The organism is Hahella sp. HN01 (assembly GCF_018986435.1).
In the GTDB taxonomy this organism is placed as follows: domain Bacteria; phylum Pseudomonadota; class Gammaproteobacteria; order Pseudomonadales; family Oleiphilaceae; genus Hahella.
This window is the reverse complement of sequence record NZ_JAHMIN010000029.1, coordinates 55,353-77,910: the sequence shown is the minus strand read 5'-3', so window position 1 is coordinate 77,910 and position 22,558 is coordinate 55,353. Positions and strand designations below refer to the sequence as shown.

The window sequence follows — 22,558 nt, the reverse complement described above, 5'->3', positions numbered from 1 at the left end:
TAATTTCAACGAGAAGTTCAAGTTTTTTGAACCTTCAACCCAGTAAATTGTCATATTGAACCAGTCCATACCCGCGCAACCGAAGGGACGCCCGGGGAACAGGAGCGCCGGATAGCGCCACTATTAATTTTAAGCACCAGTAGCGAGAAACATGCCCCTACTACTCAGAGCCCTATTCATACTGACGCTGTTTTGCTGCGCCACGGTGAGAGCGGAAAATAACCTGTTCGGCGACAACAGCGGTTTTCTGGCCGAACCGGAATTCCTGCCCGTAGAGGAAGCCTACCGGTTCACGTCATCGGTGGAAGGGGACGAGTTAGTCCTGCATTGGGCGATTGCTGACGGCTATTACCTGTACAAAGACCGCACGTCAGTGACGACAGACGCAGAGGGCGTAACACAAGGGCGCTGGACCTATTCCTCCCCTGGAGAGGAAAAGGAAGATCCCTACTTCGGCATGGTCTACGTCTACCACGATGAGCTTACAATCCGCGTGCCAGTGGCGGCGGAGGAAGGCGCTGAAGTTGAGTTTAAAGTGCGCTATCAGGGGTGCGCGGAAGCCGGTTTGTGTTATCCGCCGCAGACAGAAACGACGTTGTTTATCGGAACGGAGTCGGATAGTCCCGCGCCAACTGCAACGACAAACGACGCCCCCTCATCCACTCCTCCCTCTACAGGTCAAAATAGCTCAGGCACCGCGGTCACTTCCAGCACGCCAGCCCCAAGCAAGGCCGCAGACGTTGATTTCACCTCATCCACCTCGATTACAGACTACCTCATCGCCCAGGGCCTGTTATTCAGCTTTTTCATCCTGATGGCCGTGGGTATTGGTTTGGCGTTTACACCTTGCGTGTTCCCCATGGTGCCTATTCTGTCCAGCATCATCGTTGGGCAAAAAGAAGTCACCATGCTGCGTTCCTTTATTCTGTCCTTTAGCTACATCATGGGCATGGCCGCTGTGTATACCGCGCTGGGCGCCGCCGCCGGCCACTTCGGCGAACTGGGCCAGGACGCCAATATTCAAGCGCAGGTGCAAAAACCCTGGATTTTGATTCTGTTCAGCGGGTTATTTGTGCTGCTGTCTTTATCCATGTTTGGCTTCTACGAACTGCAGATGCCTTCGTTTTTGCGCGATAAACTCAGCGGCCTGAACAGCAAGCAACAAGGCGGAGAAATCTTCAGCGTTTTTATTATGGGTCTGCTGTCCGCACTAGTGGTGTCGCCCTGTGTTTCCGCGCCGCTCATCGCCGCGCTGGGATATGCGGCTTACCTGGGCTCGGCGTTCAAAGGAGGCATGGCATTGTTCGGTCTCAGCCTGGGCATTGGCTTGCCGCTGCTGATACTCGGCACTGGCGGCACCAAACTGTTGCCCCGCGCCGGAGCCTGGATGGAGCATGTGAAGCATGTCTTTGGCGTAGCCCTGCTGGGTGTAGCCATCTGGATGCTGGAGCGTATCCTGCCGCCGGAAGCCACTCTGACTTTGTGGGCGGTATTGATCGGCGTCTCTGCGGTTTACATGGGCGCCTTCACCAACGTCGAATCTGGCTGGAGCGGCTGGCAGAAACTCAGCAAAGGCCTGGGGCTGGTGTTCTTTGTCTACGCCGTCACGCTGATGCTGGGCGCAGCGGCAGGCGCTAACGACCCGCTGCAACCTCTGGCGCCCTACGCGATCAAATCCGCGGCGGCGGCTACAGGCGGCTCCTCCACACAGCAGCTGTCTTTCGTCAAAGTCACTTCACCAGAGCAGTTAGACCAGGAAGTCGCCAAAGCTTCCGCCAGCGGCAAACCCGTTATGGTGGACTTCTACGCCGACTGGTGCATCAGCTGCAAGATCATGGAGCGGGAAACCTTCGTCCTGCCCGAAGTACAAGCCGGACTCAGCCGCTTTCATCTTATCAAGGCGGACGTCACTGACAACGACCAAGGCAATCAGGCGCTGCTCAAGCGCTACGGCATATTCGGGCCTCCCGCGTTCGTCTTCTTTGACGCCAATGGCGCGGAGCTGGCGCCCAAACGCTTCCTGGGCGAAATCTCCAAAAACGCGCTTCTTAATCACGTCAAAGACATATAAACTGCCCGGCGTCGCAATCATCCATCTTCAAGGGTTGTCAGCGCATGCCGCAAGATCGTTTTCTGCGGGGAGTGGCGTTCATCATTCTCGGCGAATGCTTTTTCGTGCTTACCGGCATGGTGGTGAAACATATCAGCCTGGAAGCCCATGTCTGGCAGATGGTGTTTTTCCGCAATCTCTTCGGTCTGGCGTTTCTGACTCCCCTGCTGCTCCGTTCTGGACATAGCGCTTTCAAAACCGAGCGATTGCCGCTTCATTTTCTCCGCGCCGCCCTTGGCGTCGCCGCCTTTTCCTGTCTGATTTACACCTTCGCGTCCATTCGTTTGGCGGAAGCCACCATGCTGAAACTGATGCTGCCGCTATTTATTCCAGTCATCGCCTGGATCTGGCTACGCGAGCGTCCAACGCCGGTTTTGGCGTTTTCTCTGGGATTGGGGTTCCTTGGCGTCCTGATTATCCTGCAACCAGACAGCCTTGCCGCCGCGGGGAAACTCGCCATTCTCACAGGATTGTGCGGAGCTCTGTTCGCCGCCGGAGCCAAAGTGGTCATCGGTCGCTTAGGCGCTACCGAACCCAGCGTCCGTATTGTTTTCTATTTCAACCTGTTCAGCACGCTACTGTCCTGCATTCCCATGCTCTGGTACTGGCGGGCGCTGGAGCCGGTCACCCTGCTTTGGCTGTTTCTATTCGCCATACTGGCGACAATCGGTCAGTTATCAACCACTCACGCCTATACACTGGCGTCGCCGGGCAAAATAGGCCTGTACAGCTATGCGTCGCTGCCGATTGCAGGCCTGTTGGGATGGTTAATCTGGAGTGAGGAAATTTATCTGGAACTCTGGATCGGAAGCGGCCTGATTGTCCTGGCTGGCGCGCTGACCTTCTTCTATAGTCGCCCCAGAAAACCGGTGATTGCGACCGCCAAAGACTGACGCTTCAGCCGCCAACTTTACGGATGTGATAAAAAAACTGTTTGTCCCGCTCACCTAAAGCCAGCAATTCGTGCCCCAGGAACTGACAAAACTTGGGGATATCTCTCTGGGTGGAGGGATCTGTCGCCAATACTTCGATAACGCACCCCACTTCCACGTCATTGATGCGGTTGTGCAGCATCATGACCGGCTCGGGACAAAACAGACCACACACATCCATGACGCTGTCGATCGAGTAATCTACGTTTTCGTTCTTGCTGTCGTTCATTGCAACCTCTCCATTTCGTGGCGGCGATTATACACCTTCAACGCCGCATCGACCTCAATTGCATGGGATTGCTTGTTATACTCATAACAAACAAGCGCTGCTAAACCGGAGGGTAGCTACATGATCCGCGTGCTGATCGAACGCCATATCGCCAAGACCCTGGAAACCAATTACGAATACACCGCGAAAAAGATCCTGCAAGCGGCCGTGCAGGCGCCTGGATTTTTATCTGGCGAATCCCTGCGTAACGCCAACGAACCCAACGACCGGGTAATCTGGTCGACCTGGCGCTCCGTGCAGGACTGGCAGTCCTGGCAGACATCGGATGAACGTAAAGCGCTGATGGCGGAGTTGATCCCGATGATGGACAGGGAAGAAAAAGTCACCATCCTGGAACACTCTTAAAGGAAGAAGAAGTCTGCTGAGCAACAACCAGAGACTCAGGGCCTTATGCCCCGAATGCCTCTGATTTAGGTCTTCGCGGGTAACGCGTTAATGCTTCTGGAAAGCAGTCAGAAAATGCCCTGTGAGCGCCAATACAGTGACTTCTTCGCGATCATGGTATAACTGTTTCACGCGCACTTCCGACTCAATGTCAGCGCCGAGAAGGCGTTCCTGCAAGCGTTGCAGACAGGCTTCCACTTCATCCATGCGCGTTTTCATCGGCAGTTTGAGATTAAACAGCGCATAGGTGGTCCAGTCATAACACAGCCAGTCCGCCATTCGCTCCATTGTCCGTTTCGGCTTATCCACGATATCGCATACGACCCAATCGACTTTTTTCTGCGGCTTATAGACATATCCATCATCGCTGACGTAAGTCACCGCCGGATCTTCCAGAAGCTCTTGCTGCAAGGAGCCATGATCGACCGCCGTCATCTTCACGCCCTGGGACACCATATACCAGGTCCAACCGCCTGGCGCCGCGCCCAGATCCACGCCCCGCTGCCCGCGCTTCAATACGAACTCACGCTCCGCAGGGGTCAACATGGTCAGAAACGCTTCTTCTATTTTCAAAGCGGAGCGGCTCGGCGCCTCATTGCGAAACCGCAGACGGGGAATGCCCAGCGGCAAAGCGCTGCTGTTGGGATAAATCGCCAAGGCGGCGATGATGTGTTGCCCAGACAGGCATACCAGATGCAACTGGGGGAGTTCATCCGACTTGGCCTTGCTCAATACGCCTGCGTTGCGCAGCGCCGCGCTCATCGGCGCCGTCAGCTTCTTGGCCAGTTTCTGCAGAGAACCCGCTTCATCTTCCAGCGGCGTTTCAATATGCAGGAACCCAAATGCGCCGCCGGCGCGCAGCGCTTCGACCACTGGCGAGACACGGTCCTTAGGGTCTTCAATTTCGAGGTCATGCAACGCGCAAAACACCTGCCGCGCAAAAATACAGCGACTCACCTCTATCTCTTTATATACATCCAGCGCGTTGCCTTGGGAGCAGCGCCAGAATACAACGCCCGATCCCTTTTCTATTTTCGAGTAACCGTATACAAACTGCAGCGAAGCGATATTTTGCAGCTCCTGGGCGCACTCCGCTTCAAATCCAGGCCGGCAGTAGGCGAGCAATCCGATGGCGGAGTATTTGCCGGAGCTTAAAGGGGAACGTTTACGGGAAGAACTGGTAGGGTATTTTTGCGACATCCGGGCGTTTCCAATCATCAATTCATCGACGCGCCAATGCGCGGCTGGGTAAAGGCCGCTATTGTCGTCGATCCTATCGCCCCGGGCAAATCAGCGAAGCATAAAGGCCAGCGCCGCCTGCGCAGCCGTGCGCCAGTTTTGCTCTTTGGTCAGGCCGGAAGCCTTACGCGGGGCCAGATCGTGATTGCCGTCGAGGAGCCAGACCATGGCGCTTTGCTCGTTCAAATACTGCTCCATATTCTCAGAACGGCCGCCAAATGGGTCCCGCTCACCCTGCAGCACCAGTCCGGGAAGCGGAATATTCATCAAGTGCTCGGTCCTGAGCTTTCCCGGTTTACCAGGGGGATGAAAGGGGTAGCCAAACGCCAGCCATCCCCGCACCCGAGCATCGCCCTCCGGCGAATCCGCCGCCAGCATACTGGCCATGCGTCCTCCCATAGACTTGCCAGCCAGAAAAACCTCCGTATCAGAAGGACAGTTCTCCAGCGCCTCCGCAAAGCAGTTCAGCAACTTCTCCTGACGGTCCGGGGGACGCTTCTTTCCTGTATCGCGACGCTCTTGCATGTAGGGAAACTCAAAGCGCACGACCTTCACGCCGCCGGCGCTGACCTCCTGTGTAATAAAGGACATGAAGTCGGAGTCCATCGGCGCGCCGGCGCCATGAGCAAATAAAAGAACCTTCCCGGCCTGTTCCGGACCGTCGACCATAAAGTGCATACGCCCTCCATCTACCAAAAACCAATGCGAAAACTACGATCTGAACAAATATTCATCTTTGCGCGAAGGCCGTCATTATCACGATCTCGCCTCCTTTATTAAAGGAAGGAGTCATCCCATTTGAAATTGACCAGAAATCAGCCAAAAATCATCTATTATTTCTAATAGTTATTTAGGCATTGGGTGAGAGGGATTTCCTGTCCTTTGGTCATTGCTTCACATGCCCTAAGACTTCCCTTGCAGTAAAGTCGAAGACAGACGCTTCCCTTCTGAACTAACGCATCCACCCTCCGGTTTATAACGCGTTTGATGCATATCAAGCAGGGGAAAAAATATGTGGAGATAATGACTTGGCCAAGCATATTAAGTTGACAGCCCCATTGTGCAACTCTTATGCTTCGGCCCGCTGTCGAGGGGGAGGAAAAAGAGGCCCCTGGTTTCTGGATCCTGAAAGCCTGACATTCGAACTGGGCGACAACTCAAAATTGCAAAAGCATAACGAACTCGCCAGCAGGTTTGCGCCGTATTAATCAACTCAGGGTAGGAATAGTCACTAATGAATACAGTAAGTGCTAACGAAACCTACAACTACAAGGTGGTGCGTCAGTTCGCCATCATGACAGTTGTTTGGGGTATAGTGGGCATGGCTGTCGGCGTGCTTATCGCAGCACAGCTGGTCTGGCCGGAGCTAAATACTCACTATCCATGGTTCCACTTCGGTCGCTTGAGACCACTGCACACTAACGCCGTTATCTTCGCTTTCGGCGGATGCGCACTTTTCGCAACTTCCTACTATGTAGTCCAACGCACCAGTCAGGCTCCTCTGTTCTCCAACGGTTTGGCTAGCTTCACCTTCTGGGGCTGGCAGGCAGTCATCGTCCTGGCCGCCATTACGCTGCCTCTGGGTTACACCACTTCCAAAGAATACGCTGAGCTGGAATGGCCGATCGACATTCTGATCGCGGTTGTCTGGGTGGCGTACGCTATTGTTTTCTTTGGTACTGTCGCCAAACGTAAAAGCAAGCATATATATGTCGCCAACTGGTTCTTCGGCGCATTCATTATTACTGTCGCCATTCTGCACATCGGCAACAGCATGGCGATCCCGGTTTCCGCCATGAAGTCTTACTCCATTTATGCTGGCGCTATCGATGCGATGGTGCAGTGGTGGTGGGGCCACAACGCGGTAGGCTTCTTCCTGACTGCAGGCTTCCTGGGCATCATGTACTACTTCGTACCCAAGCAGGCGGAGCGTCCGGTTTACTCCTACCGTCTGTCCATCGTTCACTTCTGGGCGCTGATCAGCATTTACGTATGGGCCGGCGCGCACCACTTGCACTACAGCGCACTGCCTGACTGGGCGCAAAGCGCAGGTATGGTTATGTCTCTGATTCTGCTGGCTCCCTCCTGGGGCGGTATGATCAACGGCATGATGACCCTGTCCGGCGCATGGCATAAGCTGCGCACCGATCCGGTTCTGCGCTTCCTGGTCGTATCTCTGTCTTTCTATGGTATGTCCACCTTCGAAGGCCCGATGATGTCCATCAAGACCGTCAACGCGCTTTCTCACAATACTGACTGGACTATCGGCCATGTTCACTCCGGCGCTCTGGGCTGGGTTGCAATGATTTCCATCGGCGCGCTTTACCACCTGATTCCTCGTCTGTACGGCCTGAAAGAAATGTTCAGCGTCAAGCTGGTTAACGTTCACTTCTGGCTGGCGACAATCGGCACCGTACTGTACATCGCTGCAATGTGGGTCAACGGCATCATGCAAGGTCTGATGTGGCGCGCAGTTAACGAAGACGGCACCCTGACCTACAGCTTCGTACAAGCGCTGAACGCCAGCTACCCTGGTTACGCTGTGCGCGTCCTGGGCGGCGCTGTATTCCTGACCGGTATGCTGGTCATGGCGTACAACACCTGGAAAACCGTCAGACAAAGCGACGCCAAAGCAATTGATGCGCTGGCGCAAGCTGACTCTGTTCCACACGCTGTTTAACTAAGAGGGAGAGAATTCGATGAATCATGAAGTCGTCGAGAAAAACCTTGGCTTGATGATCCCTCTGATCGTGATCGCAATCAGCTTCGGTGTACTCGTTGAAGTCGTACCTTTGTTCTTTACCAAAGAAGTCACGACCCCGGTTGAAGGTCTTAAGCCGCTCAACGCCCTGCAATTGGAAGGACGCGACATATACATCCGCGAAGGCTGCACAGTATGCCATACGCAGATGGTGCGTCCGTTCCGCGCAGAAACAGAGCGCTACGGCCATTACTCTGTCGCCGGCGAATCCGTTTATGAGCACCCATTCCTGTGGGGCTCCAAGCGTACTGGTCCGGATCTGGCCCGCGTAGGAACGAAATACAGTGACGCCTGGCATCGGGCTCACCTGTTCAACCCTCGCGAAGTGGTTCCGGAATCCAACATGCCTGCTTTCCCATGGCTGTTCACCACTAAGGTGGACCCATCGAAAACTGCAGCCAAACTGAACGCTCTCAGCAAAGTCGGCGTACCTTATACCAAAGAGGACATCGAAGGCGCAGCGGAAATGGTTGAAGGCAAGTATGAGATTGAAGCCCTGGTTGCTTACCTGCAGCAACTGGGCACGGCAATCAAACGGTAAGTTCAATGGATATTAATACTGTCCGCGGGTTAGCCACCCTGTTCATCATGGCGGCGTTCATCGCCTTAGTGGTATGGGCATTCAGCTCCAAACAAAAGAAAACGTTTGATGAAGCTGCGAACCTACCCTTTGAAGATGACGAAGCGGACGCTAAGTCAGTACGCGAAGCGGAGACTAAAAAACATGACTAGTTTCTGGACCGGATGGATATCTTTTATCGTCCTGGGATCAATATTTGGTTGCGCCTGGTTGCTGTGGGTCACCCGCAAAAGCCAGAAGTTCGATACCGAAACCGAGCAGACCATGGGGCACTCGTTCGACGGCATCGAAGAGTATGACAATCCCCTGCCCCGCTGGTGGTTGGTTCTGTTCATGGGAACCATTGTCTTCGGACTGGGTTATTTGGTTGTTTATCCTGGACTGGGAAGTTACAAAGGCCTTTTCGGCTGGACTTCCGCAAACCAATGGGAAGCGGAAGTTAAAAAGGCGGAAGAAACCTACGCCCCGATTTTCGCCAAGTTGGCGGCTACACCAATCGAGGAACTGGCTAAAGACGACAACGCCATGAAAATCGGCCAGCGTCTGTTCGCCAACAACTGCGCAGTCTGCCACGGCAGCACCGCTCACGGCGCTACCGGCTTCCCCAACCTGACTGACAATGACTGGTTGTATGGCGGCTCCCCAGAGAAGATCAAAGAGACCATCACTGGCGGTCGTAACGGCTCCGCCATGCGCGCCTGGAAGGACGAGATCGGCGAAGAAGGCGTTAAACAAGTCGCCAACTACGTTCGCTCTTTGAGCAACCAGGAAGGCGTTGACGAAGCCATGGCTGCGAAAGGCGCTGAGATATTCGCCGCCAACTGCTTCGTTTGCCACGGCAAAGACGGTAAAGGCAGCCATGACATGGGCGCGCCCAACCTGACTGACGGCATCTGGCTGTACGGCGGCACTCAAGCGATCGTTGAGGCGACAGTCCGCAACGGCCGCGGCGGCGTTATGCCATCCTTCAAGGACAAGCTGGGTGAAGAGCGTATTCACCTGCTGGCTGCATACATCTACTCTTTGTCTCATCGCTAAGCATTGCGATGCCGGAGCCCGCTTAGCGGGGCTCCGGCGGCTTAGTCTCCTTAGCTTTGGTCATTCGCTGTTTGGACAAAGCTAAAGTGATTAAACCTTGGACAGCATCATGAGTAATAAGATCCCGGTCCAAAATATCGACCCGCAAGACGCCACCACGGCGAAAGTCAAAACGGTCGAGCTTTACGAAGCCCGCAAGAAGATTTACGTCAAGGAAATTACTGGCGTCTTCCAGAAAGTCCGCTCCTTCTCGCTCTGGTTCCTGATGGGAATGTATTTCCTGTTCTGCTGGATCAGCGTCGACGGACAGCAACTGGTGCTGTTCGATTTGCCAAACCGCAAGTTTCACATCTTCGGCGCCACATTCTGGCCGCAGGACTTTGTGCTGCTGTCCTGGCTATTGATTATCTGCGCCTTCGGACTCTTCTTTATCACCACCCTGTTTGGCCGGGTCTGGTGCGGTTACACCTGCCCGCAGACCGTCTGGACGTTCATCTTCATGTGGCTGGAAGAGCGCATTGAAGGCAGCCGAAACCAGCGCATGAAGCTGGATCAGGCCTCTATGAACAAACAAAAGGCGCTGAAAAAGGCGGCCAAACATGCCTCTTGGCTGTTCGTGGCCTTCGCCACCGGCCTGACTTTCGTAGGGTATTTCTACCCTGTCCGCGAATTGGTCCCTGACTTCTTCACCTTGGATATCAGCTCCGGCTGGGCGTATTTCTGGATCGCATTCTTTACTCTGGCCACTTACATCAACGCGGGCTGGATGCGCGAGCAGGTTTGTCTGTACATGTGTCCTTACGCCCGTTTCCAGTCAGTTATGTTCGATCGAGATACCCTGGTGGTGTCCTATGATCTTAACCGCGGCGAACCCAGAGGCAGCCGCAAGCGCTCCGCCGATCCCAAAGAGGTCGGACTGGGGGATTGCGTAGACTGCGGTATGTGCGTACAGGTCTGCCCGACCGGTATCGATATACGCGATGGCCTGCAGTACGAGTGCATAGGCTGCGCGCTCTGTATAGACGCCTGTGACTCGGTCATGGAGAAAATGGAATACCCGAAAGGGTTGATCAGCTACACCACGGAGCAGAAGCTGGAAGGCAAAGACTCCAAACTGCTGCGTCCGCGCACCATCGGCTATGGTCTGGCCCTGGTGATCATGATGTCTGCCTTTGCATTCAAACTGGGGACGCGTCTGCCCGTTGAGCTGGATGTCATTCGCGACCGGGGAGCCCTGTTCCAGACCAACGCAAGAGGCTATATCGAAAACGCCTATACCCTGCAGCTGATGAATATGTCCGACCAGGTGCGCACCTTTGTCATCACTGTGGAAGGCATGGATGGCATCAGCATCTCCGGCAAGAGCGAATTCACGCTGGAGCCATCGGAAATACGCTCCATCCCGATGGCGGTTGAGGCTAAACCCAGCGCGCTGACAGAGCGTAGTCATGATATCGTGTTTAAAGCGCAGGCGATTGACGACACCTCCGTGAAGATCGATTCCGAAAGCCGTTTTCTTGGTCCTGCGCCGGTTAAATTCTAATGAGTAATACTGTTATGTCGGCTGGTACTGTTCTGCCTTGGTACAAAGAAAAGTGGGTATGGCTGCTAATAGGCCTGCCCGCCTCTTCTGTGTTGTTCAGCATCCTGATGGTCACTCTCGCCGTGCGCGGGAAAGATACGCTGGTTAAAGACGACTATTACAAAGACGGTCTGGCGATCAACCAGGAACTGGTGAAAGATCGCACCGCACAAGACTATGGTCTGGCGGCGCAGGCGAGCATCGATGAAGACGGACGCATCAAACTGGTGCTGACGTCAGGCATTCCCATCAAGAAAGCGGAGCGTCTGAACATTCAGTTCATTCATCCTACTTTGGCGGAACATGATTACAACGTCGCCCTGGTCAGCCAGGAAGACGGTTACCATGGTATTTTGCCCAGCCCGATTGAAGGCAGACGTTACATCCATCTGACCGACGCAGACGGAACCTGGCGCCTGAAAGGCCAAAGCTGGTTTCCCACCGACGCAAAAATCACGTTGAGCCCGGCTGTCCCGACCGAGAATGAGTGAAGCCGAAAAGTGCTATCACTGCAGTAATCCCGTTCCCGCCGCCATCAATCTTCATGTCAACGTAGGCGGCGAAGATTACGCAGTATGCTGTCGCGGCTGCCAGGCAGTCGCCAATCTGATCCATAACGACGGATTGCAACAGTTTTACCGCTTCCGGGACAAGCGTCTGGAAGCTCCTGAGCCGATATCCAGCCTGGATCGTTCCAAGTACGCGCTGTACGACAGGGACGATGTGCTCTCCTCTATTGCCACACAACCCGGCTCCGACGGCAAACGCACCCTGTCCCTGTCTCTGGAAGGCATCACCTGCGCCGCCTGCGTCTGGCTGGTTGAGCAGTTCGTGCGCAAACTACCCGGCGTTGATGAGTTCTGGGTGAACCTGAGTAACCACCGCGCCACCCTGACCTGGAACCAGAACGCAACACCGCTCAGCGACGTATTATTGCAACTACAGTCCATCGGTTTTCGCGGCTATCCCTTTTCCGCGACGGAGGAGGAAAAGCGCCTCGCCGATGAACAGAAAAGCATGCTGGTGCGTCTGGGTATCGCCGGCATCGGCATGATGCAGAACATGATGCTGGCGGTGCCGATGTACTTCGGCCTGTTGCAGGATACGCCAGAGTACGTCGACCTGTTCCGCTTCATCAGCCTGATTGTCGCCATGCCGGTCATCCTGTATTCAGCGCGGCCATTTTTCAACGCAGCGCTACGGGATATCCGGTTACGTCACCTGACCATGGACGTTCCCGTCTCCCTTGCGATTGGCGGAGCCTTCGCGGCCAGCGTCTGGATTACTTTCCGCGGAGGACCAGAAGTCTACTTCGACTCCGTCTGCATGTTTACTTTCTTCCTGCTGCTGGGCCGCTACCTCGAAAGCCGCGCACGCATGTCCGCCGCCCAATCCAATGCCCGTCTGAAACAAAAGGCCCCGCAGTTTGTGGACTTACTACCCAGCCAGGGGGAGCAAAATAGCCAAATCGACCTGACTAAGGCGCAACTGACGCCACTACGGGATATCCGCGTAGGCGACCTCATTCTGTTTAAAGCCGGCGATCTGATTCCCGTTGATGGGGAAATCGTGCAAGGCGAGTCTTCCGTCAACGAGGCCGCCTTGACTGGTGAGTTCATGCCACGCCCCCGGTGCGCCGGAGACGCCGTGCTCAGCGGCAGCGTCAATATCGATAACACATTAGTGGTGCGCGTTACCGCCCTGGATCAGGACTCCCATCTGTCCACCATCAATCGCCTGGTGGAAAGAGCCTTACAGGAACGTCCGCAGCTCAGCGCCATGGCGGACCGAGTCGCCAGCTATTTCGTCGCAGGGGTGCTGCTAACCGCTGCGATTGTCGGTGTGATCTGGTGGCGTATTGATCCCGCCCATGCCTTCGCTATTACGCTTTCCGTACTCGTGGTGACCTGTCCCTGCGCACTGTCACTGGCGACTCCCACAGCCCTGACCACCGCCACCACCGCATTACGACAGTCCGGCTTAATCATTACCCGAGGACACGCGCTGGAAACCCTGGCCCGCGCCTCCCGCGTAGTATTCGACAAGACCGGCACCCTAACCCAGGGCGAACTGAGCCTGGTGAAAACCGATAATCGCTCTCGCTATTCCGACGCGGAGCTGCTTGCCCTCGCCGGATCGCTGGAGTGGGATAACCCACACCCTATCGCCAAAGTCTTCCAAGATTACGCCCAAGGGCCGGCGGAGCAAATTCGCAACCATACCGGGCAAGGCGTCGAAGGAATGCGCGATGCAACCGTCTACCGTCTCGGCAATCTGAAGTTTGCTACGGAGAAGCTGCCTGAATCGCAAATGGTGACGCCGGAGAACTATCAAACGGTAGCCCTGGCGAATGACCAACAGCTACTGGCGTTGTTCTATCTGACGGACAGTCTGCGTCCGTCCGCGAAAGAGGCTCTATGGCAATTGCAGCAGGAACAGGGTCTGCGCACGGCGATTCTGTCCGGGGACAGTTCCGCCGCCGTCGAAACCATCGCTTCGGAACTGGCGGTGACCGATATCGAAAAATCCTGCTCGCCGGAAGGCAAGCTTGAGCGAGTCAAGCAATGGCAGAAAGAAGGCGACACCGTCGTCATGGTGGGCGACGGCGTCAATGACGTTCCCGTCATGGCGGGAGCGCATCTGGCCGTGGCGATGAACAATGCCACAGACTTGACCCAGGTGCGCGCCGACGCGGTCATCCTTAACGGCGATTTGCGTACTTTCGCATTCGGCGTCAAGAAAGCGCGGGACGCCTATCGCATCATTCGCCAGAACCTGTCCTGGGCGGTCTGCTATAACCTGCTCGCCCTGCCGCTGGCCGCCGCCGGTTATGTGCCGCCCTACGCCGCCGCAATCGGCATGTCAGTCAGTTCATTGATTGTTGTGCTTAACGCTCTTAGACTGTCCGGCGTCCAAAAGCCATAAGGCCCCGCTATGCAGATACTGTTCGTCCTGATCCCTCTCTCCATCGCGCTCATCGCCGTCGCTGTCATTATTTTTCGCTGGGCGGTGCGCTCCGGCCAGTATGACGACCTGGAAGGTCCTGCGCACAGCATCCTGTTCGATGACGATGAGAAGATGATTCCCGGCAACGAAACGGACAAGAAAGGCAAACAGGAAACCCCCACTCAGTCTTCCGAGGACGCGCCCCGCAACCCCGATGCATGAGCTTCTGCTGATCGCTAACGCGTTTCTGATCGGCCTGTTCGGCAGCGGTCATTGCATCGCCATGTGCGGCGGCATCGCTGGCGCGCAGTCCTTCGCCCAGGGCGGAGACGGCTCGCCAAGAACCTCATGGTTATTTCTGTTCAACTTCGGCCGCCTCAGTAGTTATGCATTGATCGGACTGCTCGCCGGTTTCCTGGGTGAAGCGCTGGCGCTGAACGAAACGCTGCTGGTGGCGTTACGCACCGTCGCAGCCGTTATGATCATCCTGATGGGGCTTTATGTGGGCCAGTGGTGGATGGGCCTGACCCATATCGAACGCCTCGGAGGCAGACTCTGGAGCCGAATTTCACCGCTTAGCAAATCCCTTGGCGAACGTCAGGGACCACACATCAGCTTCGCTTTGGGTCTGCTCTGGGGCTGGCTGCCCTGTGGACTCGTATACAGCGCCCTCGCCTGGTCAATGTCGAACGCAGACGCCTCGCTATCGGCCCTGCTTATGTTCTGCTTTGGTCTCGGCACTCTGCCCAGCATGCTGGCCGCCGGGCTTTTCGCTTACCACCTGAGACGCTGGCTGAGCAATTTATCCGTGCGCCGCGTATTCGGCGTTCTACTCATTCTGTTTGGCGTCTGGACGCTGCCCGTGCATTTCGCCGGACTCTTCGGTGGACAGAGCATGGACCATCTACACGGCGGAGCCTCTTCCACACACCACGGCGGGCATTGACCCATATCAAGCCCGACTGTTTGGCTCGGATATACAATGGCCACTTCTTATCCATGGTAGAAGTGCGAGCGCCGTAGTGAAAAATATTTACTGGAACGAGAACCTTATCCGCAAATACGATTTGCAGGGCCCCCGATACACCTCCTACCCCACCGCCGTCGAATTCCAGAACGATTTCCCTATCGACGCCGTACATGAGGCGGCGGCCGCCAGTCGCGCCGCAAACCGCTCGCTATCGCTGTATCTGCACATCCCGTTCTGCGCGCGCCTTTGTTACTACTGCGCCTGCAACAAAATCATCACCAAACGCCGAGAAAAAGCGATTCCCTACCTTGATGCGCTATATCGCGAAATCGCCCTGCAAAGCGAGCTTTTCGGCGCGGATCGACTGGTGGAGCAACTGCATTGGGGCGGCGGCACGCCCACTTTTCTAGCGCCGCAGCAGATGCGCGATTTGATGCAGGAACTGCGCACACATTTTCGCTTTATGGACAATGACCAGGGCGACTACTCCATCGAAATCGATCCCCGCGAAGCCGACGACAAGACCCTGACCACGTTGCGTGAAATCGGCTTTAATCGCATCAGCTTGGGCGTTCAGGACTTTAATCCCACCGTGCAGAAAGCGGTTAACCGGATTCAAAGCGAAGAACTCACTTTGGGCGTGCTGCGCAAGGCGCGAGAGCTGGGCTTCCGCTCCATCAATATTGATCTGATCTACGGCCTGCCTCTGCAAACGCCAGACTCCTTCCGCAAGACCGTAGACACCATCATCGACTTCGCCCCGGACCGACTGTCGGTGTTCAACTACGCGCATATGCCGCAACGCTTTATGCCACAGCGCCGCATTCGCGATGAAGACCTGCCGCGCCCGGAAGATAAGCTGACCATCCTGCAGCAATCCGTCGACCAATTGATCGCGGCGGATTATCGTTTTATCGGCATGGACCACTTCGCCAAGCCCGGCGATGAGCTATCCATCGCTCAGGAGAAGGGAGAGCTGCATCGCAACTTCCAGGGCTACACCACTCATGGCGACTGTGACCTCATCGCCATGGGCGCTTCCAGCATCAGTATGCTGGATCGTTGCTATTACCAGAACTGCTACGACCAGGAAAGCTACGAAACGGCCATGACCGAGAACCGGCTTCCGATTATCAAAGGCGTGCAGTTGAATGATGACGACGTCATCCGCCGCAAAGTCATCGTCGAACTGATCTGCAACTTCAAAATCGAATACCGCCGCATCGAAGCTCTGTTCAATATCGACTTCGCCCATTACTTCCGGGGTGAGTTAAGCATTCTGCAGGACATGGCGGAAGACGGACTGGTCACCTTCACCCGCGACGGCCTGCATGTGAACCCCACAGGAAGACTGCTGATCCGCGGCGTCTGCAAAGTGTTCGACCGCTACCGGACACAGGCGCAACAGGGGTTTTCCAGGATTATTTAGACACCTTGTTATTAAAGGGACAGATAGCAATCAATTCAATAAATTCATGCAGCGCTGATAATCACTATAGCTATGATGGCTCAACACATAGTTAGAGGGATAAGGATTGTTACAATACGCGTCGGCTTGCTCATGACTGATTGTCGACCGTCTATCCAGTCCATTCTGCCCTGGGACTTCCACCATAAAATAAAAAGAGCAGTATTTTGGAGAACCTTGTTCATCATAAGAAGAGCAAGTCGCCGTTAAACTTTCGCCTTTTTTCCAGGTTTCTTGATAGGCAAAGAAATCGCTGCGGGTCGTATAGTCATTGCCTTCAAATTGACGACTGTCACAAACCGTCTGGCCACCCTTGGCGACACAAATTTCGTTTGCGGCGCCATTAGTATTGTCATACACCCAAACGCCGTTAATTTTCAGTTCCTGATTGGATAGATTCTGGTGATAGGCCGTTCTGGAATGTGGCGTATACACAAAACTCTCATCAAAAAACGGCGCTCTCACACTTTGATATGCCGGGGAAGCAGCGTCACTCGGGTTGTAGTCCGCCATGAAAAGTTCGCAGGTAAAGTTTGAAAAGAGCTGGAACTGGCCGTTGTCATTCGCGCCTACCGGCAAACTTCCTTGCGAGTCGCAGGCCACTATCGAGTCTTTGGGAATCAACAAACCCTGACCTGGAAAATTAATCTCCACCGTGGATTTTGGCCACTGCGGCCCATCGCCTTTATGCTGATTGAAGCAGACCGCCTCATTCTGCGTCACTGTCAATTTATCTTCATACTGACCATAGGAGGCAGGATGAATAAATATGCAGACATCCACACCCGCGTTCTTGATCTCAGAAAAAGGCGCGGCATCGAGCTTGAATACAGCTTTACGCAACACTTTAGTATCGCTACTGCTGCTACGTATATAACCCACAGTGTTGTATTCGCTTGTAGCAGGCCTGGTCCAGTCAGCCGGGAAGTGATTCGGGCTGACCTGCCCTTTACTGGTAAGCTGAGTTTGAAACAAAACAACTTCATCGGCATAGGCGCCGAAAGTTAACATTGAGATGAGTGTGAATTTAGTAATTCCAGACAGAAAGGTTCGACCTTGCATAGTTTATTAAACCGCCATATAAAAAGTGAACAGATTCTATTCTCTTTCAGCCAAATATGCACTGCGCCTTCCCCCGACACAATCAATTAAACGCTCACAATTCAACCGAATAGATAATATGTGCCGCTCACACTAAATCACTTTGGCTTTATTACGGTGTATATATTGAAACTGATATGATTCGCCATTCACTCAAAAGTCTAAGGCCACATGAAAACAGTAGAAGGCGATTTACTCGCGCTGGCGCAAGCCGGTCACTTTGATGTCATTATCCATGGCTGCAATTGCCAGTGCCGGATGGGACGAGGGATTGCTCTGTCGATCAAGAATATGTTTCCGGATGCTTACAAAGCGGATTTAAAAACGGAAAAAGGCGCTCGGGACAAGCTGGGAACTTACTCCTGCGCCGAGATCACCAGCAGCGATACATCCTTCACGATTGTTAACGCCTATACCCAGTTCCACTGGCGTGGCGAGGGCGACCTGGCGGACTATGAGGCGATTCGGCCTGTCATGAGAAAGATCAAGACTGACTTCCCCGGCAAACGCATCGGCTATCCATTGATTGGCGCGGGCCTGGCGGGTGGAAACTGGGAGCGGATAGCCGCCATAATAAAAGAGGAGCTACAAGGCGAAGACCACACCGTGGTTAAATGGAACGGCGCTTCCGCCTAGGGGTCATACCCCCACACAAACACCTGACCACCGGTTTCAAAGTTACCCTGAATGTTGATCTCGTGAAGCAGCGTACCACCGCTGGCCGGGTCGCCAGTATTGTTGAGATAAATACCTTTCATGCTGTAGACATCGCCAAGGCGCAATTCATATTTACAATTAACCTATTTCTTTCATCTGGCTTGAACGACATGAGTAATCTTTACTAAAATCGACCAGACCGGCGCTGGTCAAGTTTCTCTTAAATGCAAGTAAATCACGGTCCTTAGGATTCTCACATAAAAGCTCGCTAACAGCTTTCTCAAGATTTTCCAGCGTAATGAAACCTCCTGAGGTAAATAAATAAACAGATACTCCATCAGGTTGCTCTTGAAGGCCTACCAGCTTTTCGAGTGGATCAGGCATCGCAACATTATGACCTCTCATACTAATGAGCAGAAAAGACCTTGTTGCTATTTCACCATCAATTTCTGAAGGACCAGCTATTGTAGGCTCTAGATACTCCGACGGTATTCTTATTTTTTCATTTATATAACTTTCCACTTTATGTGCAACAAACTTTATTCTTACATTAACAGATTCGCCTGTATATCCATAATACCCCTCTATCATACCCTCTATTTTCTTAAGAGATCTATCTGCCCTAGCGACGATATCTATAGCATCCATAGCTTCCTTATAATCCTTCGCAATATTATAGTATTTGTCATAGCCAAGCTTGCTAACTTCGGCATACTTCCTACCTTCTTTTCTATATTTTTTTCCGATGCCTACATAATACTCCCGAACACCGTCAAGTATTTTCTCTAGAGACGGCTTTTTGGAAGCATTACTCTCTCTCACTCGAAAAATGCCACCGGCGTTAATTGTGTATCCTGGCACAGCCTTATAACCATCGACTAGGTTACACTCAGGATAATAAGGTGAGTTATCTCTATGCTGCCCATGGGTTAGGTTAAATTCAGTGGTACTTCTAAGCCAAGCACACACATATCCTCGTCCATCCCCTTCAAACCACTCCCATTTTCTGTCCTTTGTCATGAAGATGAACCTATTTCCTGGCAAAGTCCCACCTTGCCAAGAAAAATCAACAATGGGAATGTCGTTATAACAGCTCATAGGTTGAAGCGCCTCCCACCCAGTAGACACTCCTATTTTCTTCTCCCCCGGCCCCACATGATCATACTCCCTTGCCCAATAAACCGTTTCATAAGTATCGTTACACAGTTTTATGCATCTTTTTCCTTTGTAGTTAGAGCATTCAGAGTGAGCGTATTGCGAGCCCCCTACCAGTAAAAGGATAAACACTATCATCTTCATTTTTATACACTCTTCCGTGCAGCAGGCGCACATAATTCATTAAAAAACTAATATTTTATATTCCTCATCGAGATTTAATATTCATAACACATATTTCCCAAAAGGAAGCTCTTCAATTAGAAACTATTTAATAAAAAGACATCAAAGTATTGTACACAACAAACAAACTTTTCTAAAAATACTAATTTTAGTTCTAGTGAGAATTCTACAAAATCAATCATTCCAGCGTGTTTTCACAAAATACGAAGATAGTAGAAGGCGACTTGCAGGCGTTAGCGCAAGCCGGTCACTTTCATGCCAATAATCATGCTGCAATTGTCAGTGCCAGAAGGGACGTGGGTGCGCTCTGACAATCAAGAATAGGTTTCCGGATGCTTGCAAGGCGGTTCTTGGAATGGAAAAAAGCGCCGAGGACAAGCTAGTAAAGAAGAGCTACAAGGCGAAGACCACACATTGGTTAAATGGAACGGCGCTTCCGCCTAGGGGTCATATCCCCACACAACCACCTGGCCGCCGGTTTCAAAGTTACCCTGAATGTTGATCTCGTTGAGCAGCTTGCCACCGCTGGCCGGGTCGCTAGTATTGTTGAGATAAATGCCTTTCATGCTGTAACCATCGCCGACGAAATTGACCCGCTCAGGTAGTTGCAGAACCATGTGGCCGCCATCGTCCACATCCAGTTTCAGAGGGCCTTCTATATCCATCGCGATGGAGATTTCATCGGTGAAATAGTAGGTCTGGGCGCCGCCGTCATGCTCAGTGGTGATGTAGTTGTAGCGAAACCCTCGGGTGCGGCGACCGTCGCTTTCATCCTGCGGCGTGCCGGGGTCGTCCAGACCGCCATCATGGGCGTTGATACGCACCCGGGGTATCTCGATGATCAAGCCGCTTTGCGCCGTTACTTGCGACAGCTCTCCCTCCTCCATATCGCGTAATTCCGAGGCGGCCATTTCGGAAGCGGTTAGCGCCAGACACACCAGCATTGCGCGACTCAGAAGACGTTTATCAGTGACTGGTTTGTGCTGTGTCATTGTCACTCCGCCTAGTTGCGCACGTTGAATATAAGATGATCCAAGGTGACGCCGTGGATGCGGGATTCATTCAGCTTCGATTGCGTCATCTGCGCCTGGAATGTGAGGTCCACTTTAGGGAAATTGGGATCGTAATCTGGATGCTGGGTATCCGGCAGCCCTCCCCCCGACGGGATGATACCGCCGTCTTCCGTAAAAGGCTGCGGGTCGGAATAGGCGAAGCGCAAGCCGTTGGGCGCGGCTTCAAAGGTGGCGGAGTGCAGGTGTAGATTTTCCAGCCTGAAATTGTAGAGAATAAAATCCGTGGCGGGATCGAACACGCCATCGCCAATCTGAGATTCGACCAGCCACTCAGGGATCAAGAGCTCATTGATGTCCACATTGAGCAGCATTCCCTGACGCGAATCCGCGCCGCGGCTGCCATCATCGACGCGCGTGCTTTCTATCTTATAGCCCTCAGGAATCCCGCTATAGGCCACGCCGCCGAGAATGGAAATGTCATTCATCGACACGCTCCCCAGCATGGTGTGCTCCGACGGTGTTCCGCCAGCGCGGATATTGGGGTTATTGGGATTAGGGACGTCCGGGTTGCCGAACGCCTCATTGAAGCGCACGTCCAGATTGCGCCAGCCTTCCATTCCAGGCAGCCCGATACGCAGCATGGGAAGCCCGGCGCCCGAGTTATTCACCAGAGAACCGTCCATCTCCACCAGACTAAAGGTCAACGGCGACTCAAAGGTGCCGATCGCGTCAGCGGAAAGCTGGAACTCTTTCAGACCCAGGCTGGAGCCGTCCGCAGCAATGATATTGATGCTGCCCGCTTCCGCGCCGTCTATCGCCATCCCTTTGAACTTGACGTTATCGAAAGCGAAACTGAACCCGCTGCGACCGTCCACTTGCCCCAGCTCCTCATCGGTCAACGCCTCCATCGCCGTAGCCGCGGCGCTGAGCGTCAGGCAACAGAGCGCCAGCACTGGTTGCGGATGTTTCATGGTTCCCTCCCGATACAGTTCATCGCCGTTTAAAACAACTTGTTGTTCTGATATCCCATGCGCGGATTGTCATCCCCGACGCCGAAAAAGATCTGCTGCAACGTCGGCCCAACGTCGGTATGCGCTTCCAGATAACCGTCTGTTGGATGGTTGGGGTCGTTGAAAGGAATGCCGAAGTTCCAGCCCGGCAAATCCGGTCGGGAGTCAGGGATAATCCCTTCAAGATGCTGTGACCACATGGCTCCGTTGATCGAACCATTCTGATTCGACATCAGATTGCCCGCGCCCTGCACAAAGGAAATATAGAAGTTTTTAACGTTGTGATAGTCGAGGCTGGTTACATTCGAAAGATTCAACTCCTTCCCGCCGTAGCTGTAACCAATGCCAGCGTTGCCGGTCAGGCCCACATTGTCTGGAGTAAAACCGCACATGCCGCCATTGCACACCCACTCGCCAGGAGCCGGCGTTTGCGGGTAGTTACCGGAGCCATCTGGCATATACCCGATAATGTTAACGAAGGTGTCTTTGGTGCCGCTGCCATATATCTGCGAGCGCACCAACCCGCCCAGGTCCGCCATGATGCTCAATGCCGGGATGTAACCAGAGATGGAATCGATGGTTACCGGCGTCGAGCCGTCGACTCTGCCGAAACCAAAACGAATGCCGCGGATGCTGTCTGTGCCGTCAGCATGATGCTGCTTCTGAATTTCCAGATAGGGGTCTTCAAACACGAAAGGATCTTGCGCCGATTTGCCAAAACCGAAATTCCTCAACGCCACGTCGGGCACGCCCTGGCCATTCTCGTCTTTGTAGATGGAGTTGTTGGCCCCGCCATAGTCGCCGAGGGTCAGCTCTTCCGCGAAGGCATGTAACTCACCGGAGCCATTGAGCTGGAGCCGATACACCGTCGCGTCCACTGACTCGGTTTGTGTACGTTGTTCCACCCGGGTAAATCCAATACCGGGATTTTTGATGAACTCGATGCCGGTCAACTGGCTGAGGTTGTAATTGATGTCCGTTGCGGAAAACTCCAGTGCGGACTGGGCGGAAATTTCGCCCATCTCCTGATCCGCCATCGGCTTCAGCTCACTATGGGCGACAGGATGGCCCAACGCAGGCAGCAGACACAACAGAGTTCTCCACGTTCCTTTGGGTATAAGGTCCATCTCCGTTCCTCTT

23 protein-coding genes are annotated in these 22,558 nt (G+C 53.8%); 14 read left to right on the top strand and 9 right to left on the bottom strand.

The window, feature by feature from the left end; genetic code table 11:
* Positions 1-151: 151 nt before the first annotated feature.
* Together dsbD and KP814_RS23855 are read left to right on the top strand one after the other, a co-directional pair.
* Entirely contained in the window at positions 152-2,071 is a 1,920-nt protein-coding gene (gene dsbD / locus KP814_RS23860; protein ID WP_216739124.1) for a protein-disulfide reductase DsbD, read from the top strand.
* Between the two features lie 44 nt (positions 2,072-2,115).
* Positions 2,116-3,003, top strand: a complete 888-nt coding sequence (locus KP814_RS23855; protein WP_216739123.1) for a DMT family transporter — start codon at positions 2,116-2,118, stop codon at positions 3,001-3,003.
* A gap of 4 nt (positions 3,004-3,007) precedes the next feature.
* Here KP814_RS23855 and tusA read toward each other — a convergent pair whose 3' ends face one another.
* Positions 3,008-3,271, bottom strand: a complete 264-nt coding sequence (gene tusA, locus KP814_RS23850; RefSeq protein ID WP_216739122.1) for a sulfurtransferase TusA — start codon at positions 3,269-3,271, stop codon at positions 3,008-3,010.
* Between the two features lie 120 nt (positions 3,272-3,391).
* Here tusA and KP814_RS23845 point away from each other — a divergent pair, with 120 nt between their 5' ends.
* Complete coding sequence (locus tag KP814_RS23845) at positions 3,392-3,676, top strand: antibiotic biosynthesis monooxygenase (protein ID WP_216739121.1); 285 nt, start codon at positions 3,392-3,394, stop codon at positions 3,674-3,676.
* Between the two features lie 87 nt (positions 3,677-3,763).
* Here the strand turns inward: KP814_RS23845 and rlmM are convergent, their stop codons facing one another.
* Entirely contained in the window at positions 3,764-4,915 is a 1,152-nt protein-coding gene (gene rlmM, locus KP814_RS23840) for a 23S rRNA (cytidine(2498)-2'-O)-methyltransferase RlmM (RefSeq protein WP_253938600.1), read from the bottom strand.
* A 90-nt stretch (positions 4,916-5,005) separates the two neighbouring features.
* Positions 5,006-5,632, bottom strand: a complete 627-nt coding sequence (locus tag KP814_RS23835) for an alpha/beta family hydrolase (RefSeq protein ID WP_216739119.1) — start codon at positions 5,630-5,632, stop codon at positions 5,006-5,008.
* A gap of 556 nt (positions 5,633-6,188) precedes the next feature.
* On the opposite strand from KP814_RS23835, the gene ccoN reads away from it, so the two are divergent.
* From ccoN to hemN, 10 genes are all read left to right on the top strand, one after another.
* Positions 6,189-7,634, top strand: coding sequence for a cytochrome-c oxidase, cbb3-type subunit I (gene ccoN / locus KP814_RS23830; RefSeq protein WP_216739118.1), 1,446 nt, complete (start codon positions 6,189-6,191; stop codon positions 7,632-7,634).
* A gap of 19 nt (positions 7,635-7,653) precedes the next feature.
* The gene (gene ccoO, locus KP814_RS23825; RefSeq protein WP_216739117.1) at positions 7,654-8,256 is read left to right on the top strand and encodes a cytochrome-c oxidase, cbb3-type subunit II; all 603 of its coding nucleotides are present in this window, start codon (positions 7,654-7,656) and stop codon (positions 8,254-8,256) included.
* A 5-nt stretch (positions 8,257-8,261) separates the two neighbouring features.
* Complete coding sequence (locus tag KP814_RS23820) at positions 8,262-8,447, top strand: cbb3-type cytochrome c oxidase subunit 3 (protein WP_216739116.1); 186 nt, start codon at positions 8,262-8,264, stop codon at positions 8,445-8,447.
* Positions 8,440-9,333, top strand: a complete 894-nt coding sequence (ccoP, locus tag KP814_RS23815) for a cytochrome-c oxidase, cbb3-type subunit III (RefSeq protein ID WP_216739115.1) — start codon at positions 8,440-8,442, stop codon at positions 9,331-9,333. Before KP814_RS23820 ends, ccoP begins: the two co-directional genes overlap by 8 nt.
* Positions 9,334-9,442: 109 nt before the next feature.
* Positions 9,443-10,876: a cytochrome c oxidase accessory protein CcoG gene (gene ccoG / locus KP814_RS23810; protein ID WP_216739114.1), complete on the top strand. Its 1,434-nt coding sequence runs from the start codon at positions 9,443-9,445 to the stop codon at positions 10,874-10,876.
* Entirely contained in the window at positions 10,876-11,406 is a 531-nt protein-coding gene (locus KP814_RS23805) for a FixH family protein (RefSeq protein WP_216739113.1), read from the top strand. Before ccoG ends, KP814_RS23805 begins: the two co-directional genes overlap by 1 nt.
* On the top strand, positions 11,399-13,840 hold the full coding sequence (locus KP814_RS23800; protein ID WP_216739112.1) for a heavy metal translocating P-type ATPase: 2,442 nt from the start codon (positions 11,399-11,401) through the stop codon (positions 13,838-13,840). The genes KP814_RS23805 and KP814_RS23800 overlap by 8 nt, the downstream gene beginning before the upstream one ends.
* A 9-nt stretch (positions 13,841-13,849) precedes the next feature.
* Positions 13,850-14,083, top strand: a complete 234-nt coding sequence (gene ccoS, locus KP814_RS23795) for a cbb3-type cytochrome oxidase assembly protein CcoS (RefSeq protein ID WP_216739111.1) — start codon at positions 13,850-13,852, stop codon at positions 14,081-14,083.
* Positions 14,076-14,807 carry a sulfite exporter TauE/SafE family protein gene (locus KP814_RS23790; RefSeq protein ID WP_216739110.1) on the top strand — a complete coding sequence of 244 codons (732 nt, stop codon included), beginning with the start codon at positions 14,076-14,078 and terminating at the stop codon, positions 14,805-14,807. Before ccoS ends, KP814_RS23790 begins: the two co-directional genes overlap by 8 nt.
* 76 nt (positions 14,808-14,883) lie before the next feature.
* The gene (hemN, locus tag KP814_RS23785; protein WP_216739130.1) at positions 14,884-16,260 is read left to right on the top strand and encodes an oxygen-independent coproporphyrinogen III oxidase; all 1,377 of its coding nucleotides are present in this window, start codon (positions 14,884-14,886) and stop codon (positions 16,258-16,260) included.
* Between the two features lie 30 nt (positions 16,261-16,290).
* Here the strand turns inward: hemN and KP814_RS23780 are convergent, their stop codons facing one another.
* Entirely contained in the window at positions 16,291-17,361 is a 1,071-nt protein-coding gene (locus KP814_RS23780) for a hypothetical protein (protein WP_216739109.1), read from the bottom strand.
* Between the two features lie 210 nt (positions 17,362-17,571).
* Here KP814_RS23780 and KP814_RS23775 point away from each other — a divergent pair, with 210 nt between their 5' ends.
* Positions 17,572-18,036: a macro domain-containing protein gene (locus tag KP814_RS23775; protein ID WP_216739108.1), complete on the top strand. Its 465-nt coding sequence runs from the start codon at positions 17,572-17,574 to the stop codon at positions 18,034-18,036.
* Here the strand turns inward: KP814_RS23775 and KP814_RS33170 are convergent.
* The 5 genes from KP814_RS33170 to KP814_RS23755 all read right to left on the bottom strand — a co-directional run bounded on the left by KP814_RS33170 (position 18,033) and on the right by KP814_RS23755 (position 22,545).
* Entirely contained in the window at positions 18,033-18,158 is a 126-nt protein-coding gene (locus KP814_RS33170; RefSeq protein ID WP_256446096.1) for a hypothetical protein, read from the bottom strand. The genes KP814_RS23775 and KP814_RS33170 overlap by 4 nt on opposite strands.
* Before the next feature lie 37 nt (positions 18,159-18,195).
* Positions 18,196-19,356, bottom strand: coding sequence for a hypothetical protein (locus KP814_RS23770; RefSeq protein WP_216739107.1), 1,161 nt, complete (start codon positions 19,354-19,356; stop codon positions 18,196-18,198).
* Positions 19,357-19,835: 479 nt separating this feature from the next.
* The gene (locus KP814_RS23765; protein WP_216739106.1) at positions 19,836-20,387 is read right to left on the bottom strand and encodes a DUF6160 family protein; all 552 of its coding nucleotides are present in this window, start codon (positions 20,385-20,387) and stop codon (positions 19,836-19,838) included.
* 11 nt (positions 20,388-20,398) lie between these two features.
* Positions 20,399-21,379, bottom strand: coding sequence for a hypothetical protein (locus KP814_RS23760; RefSeq protein WP_216739105.1), 981 nt, complete (start codon positions 21,377-21,379; stop codon positions 20,399-20,401).
* Between the two features lie 29 nt (positions 21,380-21,408).
* Positions 21,409-22,545 carry a hypothetical protein gene (locus KP814_RS23755; protein ID WP_216739104.1) on the bottom strand — a complete coding sequence of 379 codons (1,137 nt, stop codon included), beginning with the start codon at positions 22,543-22,545 and terminating at the stop codon, positions 21,409-21,411.
* Positions 22,546-22,558: the final 13 nt, after the last annotated feature.

Coding starts and splice junctions, on each gene's coding strand:
- KP814_RS23800 (WP_216739112.1), top strand. CDS start 11,399: ATGAGTGAAGCCGAAAAGTGCTATCACTGCAGTAATCCCGTTCCCGCC.
- ccoO (WP_216739117.1), top strand. CDS start 7,654: ATGAATCATGAAGTCGTCGAGAAAAACCTTGGCTTGATGATCCCTCTG.
- ccoS (WP_216739111.1), top strand. CDS start 13,850: ATGCAGATACTGTTCGTCCTGATCCCTCTCTCCATCGCGCTCATCGCC.
- KP814_RS23760 (WP_216739105.1), bottom strand. CDS start 21,379: ATGAAACATCCGCAACCAGTGCTGGCGCTCTGTTGCCTGACGCTCAGC.
- KP814_RS23845 (WP_216739121.1), top strand. CDS start 3,392: ATGATCCGCGTGCTGATCGAACGCCATATCGCCAAGACCCTGGAAACC.
- KP814_RS23780 (WP_216739109.1), bottom strand. CDS start 17,361: ATGCAAGGTCGAACCTTTCTGTCTGGAATTACTAAATTCACACTCATC.
- KP814_RS23770 (WP_216739107.1), bottom strand. CDS start 19,356: ATGAAGATGATAGTGTTTATCCTTTTACTGGTAGGGGGCTCGCAATAC.
- dsbD (WP_216739124.1), top strand. CDS start 152: ATGCCCCTACTACTCAGAGCCCTATTCATACTGACGCTGTTTTGCTGC.
- ccoP (WP_216739115.1), top strand. CDS start 8,440: ATGACTAGTTTCTGGACCGGATGGATATCTTTTATCGTCCTGGGATCA.
- KP814_RS23820 (WP_216739116.1), top strand. CDS start 8,262: ATGGATATTAATACTGTCCGCGGGTTAGCCACCCTGTTCATCATGGCG.
- KP814_RS23855 (WP_216739123.1), top strand. CDS start 2,116: ATGCCGCAAGATCGTTTTCTGCGGGGAGTGGCGTTCATCATTCTCGGC.
- KP814_RS23835 (WP_216739119.1), bottom strand. CDS start 5,632: ATGCACTTTATGGTCGACGGTCCGGAACAGGCCGGGAAGGTTCTTTTA.
- rlmM (WP_253938600.1), bottom strand. CDS start 4,915: ATGTCGCAAAAATACCCTACCAGTTCTTCCCGTAAACGTTCCCCTTTA.
- KP814_RS23765 (WP_216739106.1), bottom strand. CDS start 20,387: ATGACACAGCACAAACCAGTCACTGATAAACGTCTTCTGAGTCGCGCA.
- KP814_RS33170 (WP_256446096.1), bottom strand. CDS start 18,158: ATGAAAGGTATTTATCTCAACAATACTGGCGACCCGGCCAGCGGTGGT.
- KP814_RS23775 (WP_216739108.1), top strand. CDS start 17,572: ATGAAAACAGTAGAAGGCGATTTACTCGCGCTGGCGCAAGCCGGTCAC.
- KP814_RS23790 (WP_216739110.1), top strand. CDS start 14,076: ATGCATGAGCTTCTGCTGATCGCTAACGCGTTTCTGATCGGCCTGTTC.
- KP814_RS23805 (WP_216739113.1), top strand. CDS start 10,876: ATGAGTAATACTGTTATGTCGGCTGGTACTGTTCTGCCTTGGTACAAA.
- ccoN (WP_216739118.1), top strand. CDS start 6,189: ATGAATACAGTAAGTGCTAACGAAACCTACAACTACAAGGTGGTGCGT.
- tusA (WP_216739122.1), bottom strand. CDS start 3,271: ATGAACGACAGCAAGAACGAAAACGTAGATTACTCGATCGACAGCGTC.
- ccoG (WP_216739114.1), top strand. CDS start 9,443: ATGAGTAATAAGATCCCGGTCCAAAATATCGACCCGCAAGACGCCACC.
- KP814_RS23755 (WP_216739104.1), bottom strand. CDS start 22,545: ATGGACCTTATACCCAAAGGAACGTGGAGAACTCTGTTGTGTCTGCTG.